Source organism: Plesiomonas sp. (assembly GCF_051652165.1).
GTDB lineage: Bacteria > Pseudomonadota > Gammaproteobacteria > Enterobacterales > CAMTGL01 > Plesiomonas.
Genome location: NZ_JBOFTR010000002.1, coordinates 1 through 15,673, shown reverse-complemented (window position 1 = coordinate 15,673; position 15,673 = coordinate 1). Strand labels below are relative to the sequence as shown.

Annotated in this window: 18 protein-coding genes; 17 read left to right on the top strand and 1 reads right to left on the bottom strand. The window is 46.4% G+C overall.

The genetic code is table 11. The annotated features are described in order from the left end of the window. Positions 1-228: 228 nt before the first annotated feature. The 17 genes from rpmH (at position 229) to ACRC53_RS00345 (ending at position 15,314) form a co-directional block, all read left to right on the top strand. Positions 229-363, top strand: a complete 135-nt coding sequence (rpmH, locus tag ACRC53_RS00425) for a 50S ribosomal protein L34 (RefSeq protein WP_438634651.1) — start codon at positions 229-231, stop codon at positions 361-363. Positions 364-381: 18 nt separating this feature from the next. Further along, positions 382-738 (top strand): ribonuclease P protein component, encoded by a 357-nt coding sequence (rnpA, locus tag ACRC53_RS00420; protein ID WP_438641615.1) that lies wholly within the window; start codon positions 382-384, stop codon positions 736-738. After that, positions 705-962: a membrane protein insertion efficiency factor YidD gene (yidD, locus tag ACRC53_RS00415; RefSeq protein WP_438641614.1), complete on the top strand. Its 258-nt coding sequence runs from the start codon at positions 705-707 to the stop codon at positions 960-962. The genes rnpA and yidD overlap by 34 nt, the downstream gene beginning before the upstream one ends. Positions 963-964: 2 nt before the next feature. Next, a complete protein-coding gene (yidC, locus tag ACRC53_RS00410) occupies positions 965-2,587 on the top strand; it encodes a membrane protein insertase YidC (RefSeq protein ID WP_438641613.1) in 1,623 nt (540 codons plus the stop codon). A 63-nt stretch (positions 2,588-2,650) separates the two neighbouring features. Next, positions 2,651-4,057 carry a tRNA uridine-5-carboxymethylaminomethyl(34) synthesis GTPase MnmE gene (gene mnmE, locus ACRC53_RS00405; RefSeq protein ID WP_438641612.1) on the top strand — a complete coding sequence of 469 codons (1,407 nt, stop codon included), beginning with the start codon at positions 2,651-2,653 and terminating at the stop codon, positions 4,055-4,057. A gap of 394 nt (positions 4,058-4,451) precedes the next feature. Then, the gene (gene mioC, locus ACRC53_RS00400; protein WP_438641611.1) at positions 4,452-4,889 is read left to right on the top strand and encodes an FMN-binding protein MioC; all 438 of its coding nucleotides are present in this window, start codon (positions 4,452-4,454) and stop codon (positions 4,887-4,889) included. Positions 4,890-5,284: 395 nt separating this feature from the next. Continuing rightward, complete coding sequence (mnmG, locus tag ACRC53_RS00395) at positions 5,285-7,174, top strand: tRNA uridine-5-carboxymethylaminomethyl(34) synthesis enzyme MnmG (RefSeq protein ID WP_438641610.1); 1,890 nt, start codon at positions 5,285-5,287, stop codon at positions 7,172-7,174. Positions 7,175-7,194: 20 nt separating this feature from the next. Further along, on the top strand, positions 7,195-7,827 hold the full coding sequence (gene rsmG, locus ACRC53_RS00390) for a 16S rRNA (guanine(527)-N(7))-methyltransferase RsmG (RefSeq protein WP_438641609.1): 633 nt from the start codon (positions 7,195-7,197) through the stop codon (positions 7,825-7,827). Positions 7,828-8,430: 603 nt separating this feature from the next. Next, positions 8,431-8,811: an ATP synthase subunit I gene (locus tag ACRC53_RS00385; protein WP_438641608.1), complete on the top strand. Its 381-nt coding sequence runs from the start codon at positions 8,431-8,433 to the stop codon at positions 8,809-8,811. An 8-nt stretch (positions 8,812-8,819) separates the two neighbouring features. Next, complete coding sequence (gene atpB, locus ACRC53_RS00380) at positions 8,820-9,620, top strand: F0F1 ATP synthase subunit A (RefSeq protein WP_438641607.1); 801 nt, start codon at positions 8,820-8,822, stop codon at positions 9,618-9,620. A 55-nt stretch (positions 9,621-9,675) separates the two neighbouring features. Then, positions 9,676-9,933, top strand: coding sequence for a F0F1 ATP synthase subunit C (atpE, locus tag ACRC53_RS00375; RefSeq protein WP_010863012.1), 258 nt, complete (start codon positions 9,676-9,678; stop codon positions 9,931-9,933). A gap of 37 nt (positions 9,934-9,970) precedes the next feature. Beyond that, positions 9,971-10,441: a F0F1 ATP synthase subunit B gene (gene atpF / locus ACRC53_RS00370; RefSeq protein WP_438641606.1), complete on the top strand. Its 471-nt coding sequence runs from the start codon at positions 9,971-9,973 to the stop codon at positions 10,439-10,441. A gap of 17 nt (positions 10,442-10,458) precedes the next feature. Next, the gene (atpH, locus tag ACRC53_RS00365; RefSeq protein WP_438641605.1) at positions 10,459-10,992 is read left to right on the top strand and encodes a F0F1 ATP synthase subunit delta; all 534 of its coding nucleotides are present in this window, start codon (positions 10,459-10,461) and stop codon (positions 10,990-10,992) included. A 12-nt stretch (positions 10,993-11,004) separates the two neighbouring features. Continuing rightward, a complete protein-coding gene (gene atpA, locus ACRC53_RS00360) occupies positions 11,005-12,546 on the top strand; it encodes a F0F1 ATP synthase subunit alpha (protein WP_438641604.1) in 1,542 nt (513 codons plus the stop codon). Between the two features lie 50 nt (positions 12,547-12,596). After that, complete coding sequence (gene atpG / locus ACRC53_RS00355) at positions 12,597-13,460, top strand: F0F1 ATP synthase subunit gamma (protein WP_438641603.1); 864 nt, start codon at positions 12,597-12,599, stop codon at positions 13,458-13,460. A gap of 30 nt (positions 13,461-13,490) precedes the next feature. Next, the gene (gene atpD / locus ACRC53_RS00350) at positions 13,491-14,867 is read left to right on the top strand and encodes a F0F1 ATP synthase subunit beta (RefSeq protein ID WP_438641602.1); all 1,377 of its coding nucleotides are present in this window, start codon (positions 13,491-13,493) and stop codon (positions 14,865-14,867) included. 21 nt (positions 14,868-14,888) lie between these two features. After that, positions 14,889-15,314 (top strand): F0F1 ATP synthase subunit epsilon, encoded by a 426-nt coding sequence (locus ACRC53_RS00345; protein WP_438641601.1) that lies wholly within the window; start codon positions 14,889-14,891, stop codon positions 15,312-15,314. A 9-nt stretch (positions 15,315-15,323) separates the two neighbouring features. Here the strand turns inward: ACRC53_RS00345 and ACRC53_RS00340 are convergent. Beyond that, positions 15,324-15,673, bottom strand: a 350-nt coding sequence (locus ACRC53_RS00340) for a hypothetical protein (protein ID WP_438641600.1), incomplete at its 5' end; no start/stop codon positions are given.

The following is a 15,673-nucleotide window of genomic DNA, read 5'->3' as shown; positions in this document are numbered from 1 at the left end:
GCACAGCTTGCGTATAATTCTCAATCAGCGCAAAACTTATGTTTATTGAACAGATGCCGATTGACTCAGGATTGTACAATCACTACAATTCTGCCTCTTTTGAGGCGCCATTTTGTTCAAAACTGTCCTGTTCGCAAGAATAAGTCAGCCGAACAAGCGCTCGTCGTATTACGTATTGACTACGTAATACGTTACTGATCAGTAATACAGATTTAGGTAGAAATCGCCATGAAACGCACTTTCCAACCGTCAGTTCTGAAGCGTTCCCGTGCTCACGGCTTCCGTGCTCGTATGGCCACTAAAGGTGGTCGTGCAGTATTAGGTCGTCGTCGTGCTAAAGGTCGCGCCAGCCTGTCAGCTTAACTGAACACTGAACATAGTGTGGTTAAGTTAGCTTTTCCTCGGGAGTTACGTTTGTTAACTCCCGCTCAATTTAGCGTCGTCTTCCAGCAGCCTCAACGGGCAGGCTCTCCCCAACTCACAATTCTTGCGCGTGCGAACACGCTAGATCATGCTCGTCTTGGCCTAACAGTCGCGAAGAAACATTTAAAACGTGCTCATGATCGCAATCGCATTAAACGTCTGGTTCGAGAAAGCTTTCGCCTTAATCAGCATGAACTGCCTTCGGTAGACTTTGTGGTGATAGCTAAAAAAGGCATTGGCGAACTCAGTAACCCTGAGTTGACGGAGCTTTTGAGTAAATTATGGCGTCGCCATTCTCGCCTCTCGCGTGGTTGATGATAGTATTCATCAAAGTCTATCAGTGGGTTATCAGCCCACTGATAGGCCCCCGTTGTCGCTTTCAACCTACCTGCTCACATTACGGAATTGAGGCATTGCGCCGGTTTGGAGCAGTAAAAGGTAGTTGGTTGACAATCAAACGCGTATTAAAATGCCACCCTTTGAACGTAGGTGGGTACGACCCCGTTCCCCCCAAACCCGACGATAACAGAGAACATTGACGATGGATTCCCAACGTAACCTCCTTCTCATCGCTCTGCTTTTTGTCTCCTTCCTGGTGTATCAACAGTGGAATACTGACTTTGGTCAGCATCCTACTACTGAAGCAACACAACAGGTTGAAGCAAAAGCAGCAGGTGACGTACCTGCGCAGGCTGACAGCGCGCAAACCCTTGATAGCAGCACTCAAGGTCGTCTGATTACAGTACAAAGCAATGTGCTGAGTCTGACTATCGACACCTTAGGCGGCGATGTGGTGAAAGCAGAGCTGTTAAAATACCCAGAATCACTCAACTCAACGCAACCGCTGGTATTGCTCAATGACTCTGCCAAGCACACTTATGTTGCGCAAAGTGGTTTAATTGGCACTGACGGTATCGACACGACCGCTGGTCGTGCCCAGTATCAAATTGAGGGTGATAGCTTTACGTTGGGCCAAAATCAGTCTGAACTGCGCGTTCCTCTGAAAATGGTCAAAAACGGGGTAACTTATACCAAAACCTTCGTTTTAAAACCAAATAGCTATGCGGTTGATGTAAATTACGGCATCAATAACCAAAGTGATAAACCAGTTACCGTGCAGCTGTATGGCCAAATGAAGCAGACTGTCACCGAAAAAGGGGGCAGCCTGACTATGCCTACCTATCATGGTGGCGCTTACTCTTCTGCTGATACTCGTTATAAAAAATACAGCTTCAAAGAGATGGCAGAGAAAAATCTGGCCATTTCAACCCAAGGTGGTTGGGTTGCTATGATGCAACACTACTTTGCTACCGCATGGGTACCACCTGCGGGTGAAACGAACCAACTGTATAGCCGTGATAGCAATGGTATTGGTTTTATGGGCTTCCGTGGTCCAGAAACAGTTATCGCCGCAGGTCAGACTAAAGATCTCGACAGCGTATTGTGGATTGGGCCAAAACTGCAAGATGCCATGGAAAAAGTGGCCCCTAATCTTGATCTGACTATCGATTACGGTTGGTTATGGTTTATAGCTAAACCAATGTTCCAACTGCTGCAATTCTTACATGGCATTGTTGGTAACTGGGGCGTTGCCATTATTCTGATCACCTTTATTGTGAAAGGAATTTTGTATCCGCTGACCAAAGCACAATATAGCTCTATGGCCAAAATGCGCATGCTACAGCCCAAACTGCAAGCAATGCGTGAGCGTCTCGGTGATGATCGCCAGCGCATGAGCCAAGAGATGATGGAGCTGTACAAGAAAGAGAAAGTTAACCCATTAGGGGGTTGCTTACCTCTCATTTTGCAAATGCCGATTTTCATCGCCCTGTATTGGACGCTGATGGAGTCAGTAGAGCTGCGTCATGCACCTTTTATGCTGTGGATTCACGATCTGTCTGCGCCTGATCCGTACTACATCCTGCCACTGCTGATGGGTGTATCAATGTTCTTCTTGCAGAAGTTATCACCAAGTGCCGTGACTGATCCTATCCAGCAAAAAGTCATGAGCTTTATGCCGATAATGTTTACTGTATTTTTCCTGTGGTTCCCGTCAGGTCTGGTACTGTACTGGTTAGTCTCTAACTGTGTGACTATCATCCAGCAACAAATTATCTATCGCAGCCTTGAGCGCAAAGGTCTACATTCGCGCGATAAAAAATAAGCGCAAGCTGACCTCACTTTTAGCATAGGCGGCCTTTAGGTCGCCTTTTTTTCAGGAAACGTCATGACCCTTTTGAATGACACCCAATCAGCAGATAGTACTCCAACTAGCAATCAAGAGACCATTATTGCCCAAGCCACACCGCCAGGACGTGGCGGTGTAGGCATTCTGCGCGTATCTGGCCCACAAGCCGTTGCCGTCGCGCATACGGTGTTAGGGCGCTGCCCAAAACCACGCTATGCCGATTACCTCCCGTTTAAAGATGCTGATAACAGCGTACTTGATCAAGGCATTGCGCTCTATTTTAAAGCTCCCCACTCTTTTACTGGTGAAGATGTTCTTGAACTGCAAGGCCACGGTGGGCCAGTAATCCTTGATTTACTGATGAAGCGCATTCTCACCCTTCCTGGTTTGCGAGTCGCTCGCCCGGGCGAGTTCTCAGAGCGCGCTTTTATGAACGATAAACTCGATCTGGCCCAAGCCGAGGCGATAGCCGATCTGATTGATGCCAGCTCAGAACAAGCAGCTCGTTCAGCCGTTAACTCATTACAAGGTGTTTTCTCTAAACGTATTCATCAACTTGTTGAATCACTCATTCACCTGCGCATCTATGTGGAAGCGGCCATTGATTTTCCTGATGAAGAGATCGATTTTCTCTCAGATGGTAAAGTACTTGGTGATCTTAACGCCATCATGACCGAGCTGCAGCAAGTTCGGGCAGAAGCTCGCCAGGGCAGCTTGCTGCGTGAAGGGATGAAAGTCGTCATTGCAGGCCGCCCAAATGCCGGTAAATCGAGTTTGCTAAATGCACTGGCGGGGCGTGATGCCGCCATTGTAACCGACATTGCCGGTACAACCCGTGATGTACTGCGTGAGCACATCCATATCGATGGTATGCCTTTGCATATCATTGATACCGCAGGTTTACGCGAAGCCACTGATGAAGTAGAGCGTATTGGTATTGAACGGGCATGGAGTGAAATCGCACAAGCAGATCGGGTACTCTTTATGGTAGATGGTACAACTACCGACTCGGTTGAGCCACAGCAGATCTGGCCAGAATTTATCGCCCGTTTGCCGGAGAATATTCCGATAACGGTGATTCGTAACAAGGCTGATCTGACCGGTGAAGCACTCGGTCTGAGCGAACATACCGGCTACACACTGCAGCGTCTATCAGCGCATACAGGCGCAGGCGTTGAGTTACTACGTCAGCATCTAAAACAATCAATGGGCTTTGAAAGCGCACCAGAAGGCGGCTTTTTAGCCCGCCGCCGCCATCTTCAAGCACTCGAAACAGCAGAGCAACATCTGCAGCTTGGATTAGCACAACTGGTCGGCTACAACGCCGGAGAGCTGTTGGCTGAAGAGCTACGTTTAGCACAACAATCTCTTAGTGAAATTACCGGAGAGTTTAGCTCTGACGATCTGCTAGGACGCATATTCACCAGTTTCTGTATTGGGAAATAAACACACCCTTTTCTTGTTCTCACTGATCTGCATGAGGTCTTAATTATCTCATGCAGGTTCTTACCCATTTTTCAGCCCTTTTTTTCCAAAAGATGGGCACTGCCTTTTTATTTTCCCTATAAAAATCGCCCTTATCATCAGAAAAATGTGAAACGAAAACCCCAAATCCAACCCTCTATGCACTCTTTATTACACTCAATACGAGTTAATGTTGCCCTCTCAACAGCAAATGATCGCAAGATCTCAATAAATAATCCTACACACTCAGCCACGTGCATTTTTTATCGATCCAGGCAATTGATCACTTATCCACAAGATCTTCATCTGATCTGGGCAAGCCAATCCTTGCACGGTACAATAAAAAACACACTCAATAACAGACTGTATAACCACAATGAAAACCATCAGCGTGATCACTGGCAGTACCCTTGGCGGTGCAGAATATGTCGCCGAACATCTTGAAGCTCAACTGACGCAGCAATCAATAACCACACAGGTTTTTCATGGCCCGCAATGGCATGATGTATCACCAAATGGGGTTTGGTTATTGATTTGCTCAACACATGGCGCAGGAGAATTACCTGATAACCTCCAACCGTTCTTACAACAACTCGAACAGCAAGACGATCTCAGCACACTACAATACGGGATCATCGGGCTTGGCAGCCGTGATTACGATACCTTCTGTCAGGCAGCACATACACTCGATCAAGCCCTAGAGCAACGTCATGCTCAACGGATCGGATCACGGCTTGAGATCGATGTCAGCAGTGGAGTTATCCCCGAAGAGTTGGCTGAAGTATGGCTTACGCAGTGGATAACTCACTTCTAAATTTTTTTATTTATTTTTATCATTAATCTGTGGATAAGGTTGGATAAAACAGGGGGATAACCGGTAGTTATTCGATTAATAACTAATAGCAAGATCTCCCTATGTGGATAAAGTGCTGTTTAGATCCCAGCTTATCCTTACTAGGATCACGGTTACTCCACAAGAAAAGATCCTTTTTAACTCGATGATCTTGTTGATCAATTCAAGCTTATCCACACGATCATGCGATCTTAATAAAAGATCCAATAAAAGATCTCTATATAAAAGATCTTTATTTAATTTAATACCGGATCAGATCACGGTTTCACTCTGCGCTAAACTTCAGTAGAATTACCTCTCTGTGACACTCATCCCCCCGTTGATCTTCTTAACGCACAAATCGAGGTGTGGCGATCATGTTTTACCCAGATCCCTTCGACATCATCGTGATCGGTGGCGGACACGCCGGAACCGAAGCCGCGATGGCATCTGCCCGCATGGGATTGCGGACACTCCTGCTAACTCACAATGTAGACACATTGGGGCATATGTCTTGCAACCCAGCCATAGGCGGTATTGGTAAAGGGCATTTGGTAAAAGAACTTGATGCTCTTGGCGGCTTAATGGGCCTTGCTACCGATAAAGCTGGTATCCAATTTCGTATTTTAAACGCCAGTAAAGGCCCCGCGGTACGTGCTACTCGCGCACAAGCAGACCGTGTTCTGTACCGCCAAGCAATCCGAATGGCACTAGAGAATCAGCCAAATCTGCAGATCTTTCAGCAAGCGGTCGAAGATCTGATCGTTGAAAACGATCAGGTTGTCGGTGCAGTGACCCAAATGGGCTTAAAGTTTCGTGCCAAAGCAGTAGTACTGACCGTTGGTACATTTCTTGACGGTAAGATCCATATCGGGCTAGAAAATTACAGCGGTGGTCGTGCCGGTGATCCTCCTGCTATTGCGCTATCACACCGATTACGTGAATTACCGTTACGAGTCAATCGCTTAAAAACCGGTACACCGCCACGCCTTGATGCCAGAACCATTGATTTTTCAGTACTTCAGCAGCAGTGGGGTGATAATCCTGCACCGGTATTCTCCTTTATGGGGCGCGCTGAGGATCACCCAGAGCAAATGCCTTGCTACATCACGCATACCAATGAGCGCACTCACGATGTGATCCGTACCAACTTGGATCGTAGCCCGATGTATGCGGGGATCATCGAAGGGATCGGTCCACGTTATTGTCCATCGATCGAAGATAAAGTCATGCGTTTTGGTGATCGTAATGGTCATCAGGTTTTTTTAGAGCCTGAAGGATTAACTAGCCACGAAATCTACCCAAATGGTATCTCAACCAGCTTGCCGTTTGATGTACAAATGGCCATTGTGCGTTCGATCCACGGCATGGAAAATGTCAATATCGTACGTCCAGGTTATGCGATCGAGTATGATTTCTTTGATCCTCGCGATCTCAAACAGACTCTTGAGAGCAAAGTGATCCGTGGGCTGTTCTTCGCAGGTCAAATTAACGGTACAACCGGTTACGAAGAAGCTGCAGCACAAGGCCTGCTGGCGGGTATGAATGCCGGTCTGTATGCTCAGGAAAAAGAGGGATGGTTCCCACGCCGTGATCAAGCCTATATGGGCGTGCTAGTTGATGATCTTTGCACTCTCGGAACACAAGAGCCGTACCGTATGTTTACCTCACGTGCAGAGTACCGTCTGCTACTGCGTGAAGATAACGCCGATTTACGCCTTACTGCCAAAGGGCGTGAACTTGGTTTAGTCGATGATCTGCGCTGGGCTCGTTTTAACCAGAAACTGGAAAGTATCGAGCAAGAGCGTCAACGTCTGCGTCAAACATGGGTAAACCCGAAAACCGAGCAAATTGACGAAGTCAATGCAACCTTGTCTGCGCCATTGTCGCGTGAAGCCAGCGGTGAAGATCTACTGCGTCGACCAGAAATGGATTATGCCACCTTGACCAAGCTAAGTGCATTTATGCCGCCATTAGCTGATCAACAAGCTGCCGAGCAGGTTGAAATTCAAGTTAAATATGACGGTTATATCTCGCGGCAAAAAGAGGAAGTCGCCAAGCAACTGCGTAATGAAAATACGCTGCTGCCTGAGGATATTGATTATCAACAGGTTAATGGTCTTTCAAATGAAGTGATCGCAAAACTCAATGATCACCGCCCAACCAGTATCGGACAAGCCTCACGCATTTCCGGCATTACACCCGCGGCAATCTCTATTTTGCTGATCTGGTTAAAAAAGCAGGGCTTGTTACGTCGAACCGCGTAAACGATCCTAAAGGACGTATGATGTTAGCTGAAAAATTAAATCAGTTGCTGGCACAAACAGAGTTGAGTGTTTCTGAACAGCAAAAACAGCAGTTGCTCGGGTTTGTGCAATTGCTCGATAAATGGAATAAAGCTTATAACCTGACCTCAGTTCGTGATCCACAAGAGATGCTGGTTAAGCATATTTTGGATAGCGTAGTAGTAAGCCCTTACTTACAGGGGACGCGCTTTATTGATGTGGGTACCGGCCCCGGTTTACCGGGGATCCCATTGGCGATTATGAACCCAGACAAGCACTTTGTGTTACTCGACAGTTTGGGTAAGCGAATTCGCTTTATTCGTCAGGTTCAGCACGAACTGGGTTTAACCAATATCACTGCAGTACAGAGCCGAGTAGAAGAGTATCAACCTGAGCAGCCGTTAGACGGTGTGTTAAGCCGAGCATTTGCCTCACTGAACGATATGTTGCACTGGTGCCAGCATCTTCCAGCAGCAGAGCATGGGCTGTTTTATGCACTAAAAGGGGTACACCTACAACATGAAACAGATGAATTACCGGCATGGTGTCATGTTAAATCTGTGATCCCACTACAAGTTCCAGAGCTTAATGCAGAAAGACATTTAATTTTAATTGGTAAAAAAAATATTCAGTAATACATAAAGCCCACTTATTTTAATGTGGGCTTTTTTCTGATTTATTTTGAGATATTAATTAAACGAATGGATATGCAATATCTGTTTAGGTTTTATTCTGTGAAATAAATCGCAAAATAGTAAGACCTTTTCTCTTTTTTTACTCAAAGCGCAGTATGTTTGACATTTTATTGTCTTGTCGTTAGCAACAAAATAAAATCATGAGTGCGATTAATTTGTAACACTTTTCGCTCTTTTTTTACGCGTAAATGCCTCGTTATATTTTATGTAAACCTGGTGTGTTTATTCTGCAATTGCAGATAATTCGTAGAGATAAATCAAAACCATTAACAATAAATGCGGGAAGCATGGCATTTCAGTTACAATTAGACTCAAACGTCATACAAAACAGACGCATAAAGTTTACAAAATGTAAATGATTTGACTTGTTTTTGCTGCGAACTGATTGCATTGCATTACCGACTCCGTATAATTTCCATCACTTTAGTGTCGGTAGCAGTCATTGTAGAAGCTTACTTTATTTTCAGTAACAGTAGCCGCTATTGAATATGATGATGGTGTGCAATTATAGCCACAGATTAATCGTCAAGTAAGAAAGGTGGTATGTCATCATTAGCTGCTCAAGGGCGAAAACTGGCGAGCCAACTGTGGTTTATTCAAGCTGGTGTTGTATTTATATGCGCATTAGCATTTTTAGGGTATAGCCGAGTATGGGCATGGTCGGCATTAGCTTCTGGGCTGATTGTTCTGCTACCTAATGCTGTTTTTGCTTGGTGTGCTTTCCGTTATTCAGGAGCTCGCCAATCAAGTTTAGTTATGCGATCTTTTTTTGTCGGTGAAGTGGCAAAAATTGGTTTAACGCTGGCGTTATTTGTGTTCGTGTACAGGTACATGGATGTATTACTCATTCCCTTGTGCTTGACCTATTTGGCCGTGTTGATAGTTAATCTGTTAGCACCCGTAATTCTTAACAACAACGAGTAGGAAGCATCATGTCTGCATCGGGTGAAGCTCTCACACCGTCCGGGTATATTCAGCACCATCTGACTCATTTGTCAGTGGGGCAGGGTTTTTGGACATTTCATCTAGATACGCTATTTTTTGGTTTTGCTATCGGCTGCCTATTTTTATGGGTTTTTCGTCGTGTCGCTGTGCAAGCAACATCTGGTGTACCAGGTAAATTGCAATGCGCCGTTGAGATGCTGGTTGACTTTGTTGATCAGACAGTCCGCGATACTTTCCAAAGTCGCAATAACACCATTGCGCCATTAGCATTGACTATTTTTGTCTGGGTATTCTTGATGAATGCCATGGATTTAATACCAGTTGACTTCCTGCCAGTGGCTGCCGAGCATGTAGGCTTTCCCTATATGCGTGTTGTACCAACAACCGATTTGAACACCACTTTTGCTTTGTCAATTGGCGTGTTCTTCCTGATTATTTTTTATAGCATTAAGGTTAAAGGGACAAAAGGGTTCATTAAAGAACTCACTATGCACCCATTTAACCACCCGCTAATGATCCCCTTTAACTTAGTTCTGGAACTGGTCACCCTGATAGCAAAGCCGATTTCACTCTCTTTGCGTCTGTTCGGTAACATGTATGCAGGCGAGTTAATTTTTATCCTGATTGCAGTGATGTATACCGCAGGCTTAGGTTCTGGCTTTATTGCCACGTTCTTACAGCTAGGCTGGGCCATCTTCCATATTCTGGTTATTACCTTACAAGCATTCATTTTCATGATGCTGACCGTGGTGTACCTGAGCATGGCGCATACGGATTCAGATCATTAAAAGTAACACCTAACCTTAATAACTAGCTGTTTATAAACATAAATTGGAGATAACCATGGAAACTGTAATTAGCATTACTATCATCGGTGTTGCTATCATGATCGGTCTGGCTGCGCTGGGTACTGCTATCGGCTTTGCTATTTTAGGCGGCAAATTCCTTGAAGCTTCTGCTCGTCAGCCTGAAATGGCACCGGCTCTGCAAGTTAAAATGTTTATCGTTGCAGGTCTACTTGATGCGATCTCTATGATTGCAGTGGGTATTGCACTGTTCTTCGTCTTCGCTAACCCGTTTGTGGGTCTGTTGCAGGGTTAATGATCAGCGGCCACTTAACTGTTAGAGAGGTGCTGTTGTGAATATCAACGCAACCCTGCTAGGCCAGGCAATTTCATTTATTTTGTTTGTCTGGTTCTGCATGAAACTCGTTTGGCCGCCATTGATTGCAGCCATTGAAGAGCGTCAGAACAAAATTGCCGATGGTCTGGCAGCGTCAGATCGTGCAACGAAAGATTTAGAGTTGGTCAAAGTTAAATCAGCAGATCAACTTAAAGATGCCAAAGTGCAGGCAGCGGCCATTATTGAACAAGCGAATAAGCGTAAAGCGATCATTTTAGACGAAGCGCGCAATGAAGCTGACCTTGAACGTCAGAAGATCATTGAGCAAGGTCGTGCTGAAATTGATGCTGAACGTAAACGTGCGCGTGAGGAGCTGCGTAAGCAAGTTGCTGTATTGGCGATTGCCGGTGCAGAACGCATCCTCGAACGTTCCGTCGATGAAGCTGCAAACAGCGATATCGTCGATAAATTAGTCGCTGAACTGTAATAAGGAGGGTAGGGCTTATGTCTACAATGACTACGGTTGCCCGTCCCTACGCCAAAGCAGCGTTTGACTTTGCAGTCGAGCAGAATGCCATCACACACTGGCAGGATATGCTGGGGTTTGCGGCGGAAGTTGCGCGTAATGAAGAGATAGCTCCGCTGTTAGACGGTGCGTTAGCGCCTGAAGCGTTATCTAATTTACTGATCGCCATCTGCGCTGAACAACTCGATGAATATGGCCAAAACCTGATTCGGGTAATGGCAGAAAATCGACGATTGGCGGTGTTATCTGATGTTCTGTTGCAGTTCACTGAACTGCGTACCGCTTATGAAGCGACAGTAGAGGTTGATGTAACTTCTGCTACGCCATTAAGCCAAGAGCAGCAAGATAAAATCATAGCTGCCATGGAAAGACGTTTGGCACGCAAAGTGAAGCTGAATTGCAACATTGAGAGTTCTGTAATGGGGGGAGTAGTGATCCGTGCCGGCGATCTGGTGATCGATGGTTCAATTCGCGGACGACTCACCCGTTTAACAGAATCGTTGCAGTCTTAAGGGGACTGGAGCATGCAACTTAATTCCACCGAAATCAGTGAACTGATCAAGCAACGTATTGCTCAGTTCAATGTTGTGAGCACCGCTCGCAACGAAGGTACTATCGTTTCGGTCAGTGACGGGATTATTCGCATCCACGGCCTGGCCGATGTGATGCAGGGTGAGATGATCGCACTGCCAGGTAGTCGTTATGCTATTGCACTCAACCTTGAGCGTGACTCTGTAGGTGCAGTAGTAATGGGCCCGTATGCCGATTTGGCAGAAGGCACTAAAGTTTCTTGTACCGGCCGTATCCTTGAGGTTCCGGTTGGTCGTGGTTTGCTGGGTCGTGTAGTTAATACACTGGGTCAGCCAATTGATGGTAAAGGCGCACTTGAGCACGACGGTTTCTCACCTGTTGAGATGATCGCGCCAGGGGTTATTGATCGCCAATCAGTCGATCAGCCAGTACAAACCGGTTATAAATCAGTTGATGCGATGATCCCTATTGGTCGGGGTCAGCGTGAGCTGATTATCGGTGACCGTCAGACCGGTAAAACCGCAATGGCGATTGATGCTATTATCAATCAGCGCGATTCTGGTATTAAGTGTGTGTATGTTGCTATTGGTCAGAAAGCGTCGACCATTGCTAACGTAGTGCGCAAACTTGACGAGCATGGTGCTCTGGCCAATACCATTGTAGTGGTTGCATCAGCATCTGAATCAGCAGCTTTGCAATACCTAGCGCCATACTCTGGTTGTGCGATGGGTGAATATTTCCGTGATCGCGGTGAAGATGCACTGATTGTTTATGATGACTTGTCTAAGCAAGCGGTAGCTTACCGTCAGATCTCTTTGCTGTTGCGTCGTCCACCTGGTCGTGAAGCATATCCAGGAGATGTATTCTATTTACACTCCCGTCTGCTTGAGCGTGCTGCTCGTGTTAGCGTTGATTATGTTGAACGCTTTACCAACGGTGCAGTACAAGGCCAAACAGGTTCATTGACTGCATTGCCAATCATTGAAACCCAAGCCGGTGATGTATCTGCGTTCGTTCCGACCAACGTGATTTCTATCACAGATGGTCAGATTTTCTTGGAATCTAACCTGTTCAACTCAGGTATTCGCCCAGCAGTTAACCCAGGGATCTCTGTATCTCGCGTAGGGGGAGCCGCTCAGACGAAGATCATCAAGAAACTTTCTGGTGGTATTCGTACCGCGTTGGCGCAGTATCGTGAATTGGCCGCGTTTGCACAGTTTGCCTCTGATTTGGATGATGCAACCCGTAAGCAACTGGCGCATGGTCAAAAAGTGACTGAATTGCTTAAGCAAAAGCAGTACGCACCCATGTCAGTTGCAGCACAAGCTTTGGTTTTGTTTGCGGCTGAACGCGGTTATCTCGATGATGTTGAGCTCAATAAAATCGGTGATTTCGAAGCGGCTCTGCTTTCCTATGCTCAACGTGAAAATGTAGAGCTCATCACGCAGATCAACCAAACTGGTGGTTACAACGAAGAGATTGAGAATGGCTTTAAGTCTATTCTTGAAACCTTCAAGGCAACCCAGACCTGGTAACCTGTCGGGTGGCTGTGTAAGCAGCCACCTGTAATGACGGAGAGGCAGAGATGGCCAGCGCAAAAGAGATACGAACAAAGATCGCCAGTGTGCAAAGCACACAAAAGATCACCAAGGCGATGGAGATGGTGGCTGCGTCTAAAATGCGTAAAACGCAAGAGCGCATGGCTGCTAGTCGCCCTTATGCTGAAACTATGCGTAAGGTGATCGGTCATATCGCGCTTGGTAATCTGGAGTACAAACATCCGTACCTAGAACAACGAGAGATCAAGCGTGTCGGCTATTTGGTTATTTCTACAGATCGTGGTCTGTGTGGTGGTTTGAACATTAACTTGTTCAAAAAGACCCTCAGCAGCATGAAAGCATGGAGTGACCAAGGGGTTGCCGTTGAATTGGCCGTTATCGGTTCAAAAGCAACCAGCTTTTTTAGCTCTGCAGGAGCAAAAGTGGTTGCTCAGGCGAATGGTCTTGGCGATACACCGACTTTGTCCGATCTGATCGGGCCTGTAAAGGTGATGTTGCAAGCCTATGATGAAGGCCGTTTAGATCAGTTGTACGTGGTGTATAACCAATTTGTAAATACCATGTCGCAAGTGCCAACGATCGATCAGATTCTGCCCTTACCTAAGCCGGAAAAACCAGAGATCCTAACGCATAAGTGGGATTACTTATATGAGCCTGATCCAAAGCCATTGCTCGATACACTGCTTGCGCGCTTTATTGAATCGCAAGTGTATCAAGGTGTGGTCGAAAACCTTGCTTGTGAGCAAGCGGCGCGGATGGTGGCCATGAAGGCGGCGACTGACAATGCCGGTAATCTGATAGATGAGCTGAAGCTGGTATACAACAAAGCCCGTCAGACCAGCATTACTCAGGAATTGAGCGAAATTGTGTCCGGCGCTGCGGCGGTTTAAGGGCAAACGAATTACTTTAGAGGATTCAAGATGGCTACTGGAAACGTTGTCCAGATCATCGGCGCAGTGGTGGACGTAGAGTTCCCGCAAGACGCTGTACCTCAGGTGTACGATGCACTGATAGTTGAAGGTGTTGAGTTGGTGCTGGAAGTTCAGCAACAACTCGGCGGTGGTATTGTGCGTTGTATCGCGATGGGGGCTTCTGATGGTCTTAAGCGCGGTCTGAAAACAACCAATACTGGCGCACCGATCACTGTTCCTGTTGGGGTCGAAACACTGGGCCGTATCATGGATGTGCTGGGCAATCCGATTGACCAAAAAGGTCCTATCGGTGAGCAAGATCGTTGGGTTATCCACCGTGAAGCACCAAGCTATGAAGATCAAGCAAACAGCACTGAACTGCTGGAAACGGGTATCAAGGTTATTGACCTTGTCTGCCCGTTTGCCAAAGGTGGTAAAGTCGGTTTGTTTGGTGGTGCTGGTGTAGGTAAAACCGTAAACATGATGGAGCTGATCCGTAATATCGCGATCGAGCACTCAGGTTACTCGGTATTTGCCGGCGTAGGTGAGCGTACCCGTGAAGGGAACGACTTCTACCACGAAATGAAAGACTCCAACGTACTGGATAAAGTATCGCTGGTGTATGGTCAGATGAATGAGCCACCAGGCAACCGCCTGCGTGTCGCACTGACTGGCTTGACCATGGCGGAAAAATTCCGTGATGAAGGCCGTGATGTTCTGCTGTTTATCGACAATATCTACCGTTATACCTTAGCAGGAACGGAAGTATCAGCACTGTTAGGGCGTATGCCATCAGCAGTAGGTTATCAGCCAACACTGGCTGAAGAGATGGGTGTGTTGCAAGAGCGTATTACCTCTACCCGCACTGGCTCTATTACCTCGGTACAGGCTGTTTATGTTCCTGCCGATGACTTGACTGACCCGTCTCCGGCAACCACGTTTGCACACTTAGATGCGACCGTGGTACTGAGCCGTCAGATTGCGTCTTTAGGTATTTATCCAGCTGTAGATCCGCTCGATTCAACATCACGTCAGCTTGATCCACAAGTTGTAGGTCAAGAGCACTATGATGTTGCGCGTAATGTTCAGTCTGTTTTGCAGCGTTATAAAGAGCTGAAAGATATTATCGCGATTTTGGGTATGGATGAACTGTCTGAAACTGACAAGTTGACTGTATCTCGTGCGCGTAAAATTGAGCGTTATTTGTCTCAGCCATTCTTCGTAGCTGAAGTCTTTACTGGTTCACCAGGTAAGTATGTTCCGCTACAAGAGACTATCCGTGGTTTTAAAGGCATTTTGGAAGGTGATTTTGATCATCTGCCAGAACAAGCTTTCTACATGGTAGGTGGCATCGACGAAGTGGTTGAGAAAGCCAAGAAGTATTAATGCTTCGTTGAGGAGGGCAATATGGCTGCAATAACCTTTCAGCTGGATGTTGTCAGTGCCGAGAAGCGTATTTTCTCGGGTCTGGTTGAAACCGTTCAAGTGACCGGTCATGAAGGTGAGTTGGGTATTTTATCTGGCCACACACCTTTGTTGACTGCCATTAAGCCGGGTATGGTACGGATAGTTAAACAACACGGAAAAGAAGAGGTTATCTATCTTTCTGGGGGGTTGCTTGAAGTTCAGCCTAATTCGGTAACGGTTTTGGCAGATACTGCTATTCGTGGCGAAGATTTAGATCTCGCGCGTGCACAAGAGGCAAAACGCCGTGCAGAAGAGCTGATTAATAGCTCTCATGGTGATATTGATTATGCTCAGGCCTCTGCTGAACTGGCAAAAGCGTTGGCAAAACTGCGAGTTATCGAATTGACCAATAAGGCAAGACGTTAATATTGTAAGTCAACGCCCACTGTTGATAAAACGGCTCTCATTGAGAGCCGTTTTTTTTGTAATAAGCCTAACTGCATGAGCGATAACACTCCGTATATGTGCGGTATATTGTAATAAGTAGAACAGACTTACCGTTGTCGTCGTACGGTTCACATAGAGCATTAAAGAGGAGGGGGACAACTTTTTGATAAGTGTAGCTGTATTTCTTTTGGTTTTATTCTTCGCTACTGCTACTGCTACTGCTACTGCTACTGCTACTGCTACTGCTACTGCTACTGCTACTGCTACTGCTACTGCTACTGCTACTGCTACTGCTACTGCTACTGCTACTGCTACTGCTACTGCTACTGCTACTGCTA

Bases quoted from the DNA above. Each gene is read 5' to 3' on its own strand.
- rpmH (WP_438634651.1), top strand. From the start codon at position 229: ATGAAACGCACTTTCCAACCGTCAGTTCTGAAGCGTTCCCGTGCTCAC.
- yidD (WP_438641614.1), top strand. From the start codon at position 705: ATGGCGTCGCCATTCTCGCCTCTCGCGTGGTTGATGATAGTATTCATC.
- yidC (WP_438641613.1), top strand. From the start codon at position 965: ATGGATTCCCAACGTAACCTCCTTCTCATCGCTCTGCTTTTTGTCTCC.
- mnmE (WP_438641612.1), top strand. From the start codon at position 2,651: ATGACCCTTTTGAATGACACCCAATCAGCAGATAGTACTCCAACTAGC.
- mioC (WP_438641611.1), top strand. From the start codon at position 4,452: ATGAAAACCATCAGCGTGATCACTGGCAGTACCCTTGGCGGTGCAGAA.
- mnmG (WP_438641610.1), top strand. From the start codon at position 5,285: ATGTTTTACCCAGATCCCTTCGACATCATCGTGATCGGTGGCGGACAC.
- rsmG (WP_438641609.1), top strand. From the start codon at position 7,195: ATGTTAGCTGAAAAATTAAATCAGTTGCTGGCACAAACAGAGTTGAGT.
- ACRC53_RS00385 (WP_438641608.1), top strand. From the start codon at position 8,431: ATGTCATCATTAGCTGCTCAAGGGCGAAAACTGGCGAGCCAACTGTGG.
- atpB (WP_438641607.1), top strand. From the start codon at position 8,820: ATGTCTGCATCGGGTGAAGCTCTCACACCGTCCGGGTATATTCAGCAC.
- atpE (WP_010863012.1), top strand. From the start codon at position 9,676: ATGGAAACTGTAATTAGCATTACTATCATCGGTGTTGCTATCATGATC.
- atpH (WP_438641605.1), top strand. From the start codon at position 10,459: ATGTCTACAATGACTACGGTTGCCCGTCCCTACGCCAAAGCAGCGTTT.
- atpA (WP_438641604.1), top strand. From the start codon at position 11,005: ATGCAACTTAATTCCACCGAAATCAGTGAACTGATCAAGCAACGTATT.
- atpG (WP_438641603.1), top strand. From the start codon at position 12,597: ATGGCCAGCGCAAAAGAGATACGAACAAAGATCGCCAGTGTGCAAAGC.
- atpD (WP_438641602.1), top strand. From the start codon at position 13,491: ATGGCTACTGGAAACGTTGTCCAGATCATCGGCGCAGTGGTGGACGTA.
- ACRC53_RS00345 (WP_438641601.1), top strand. From the start codon at position 14,889: ATGGCTGCAATAACCTTTCAGCTGGATGTTGTCAGTGCCGAGAAGCGT.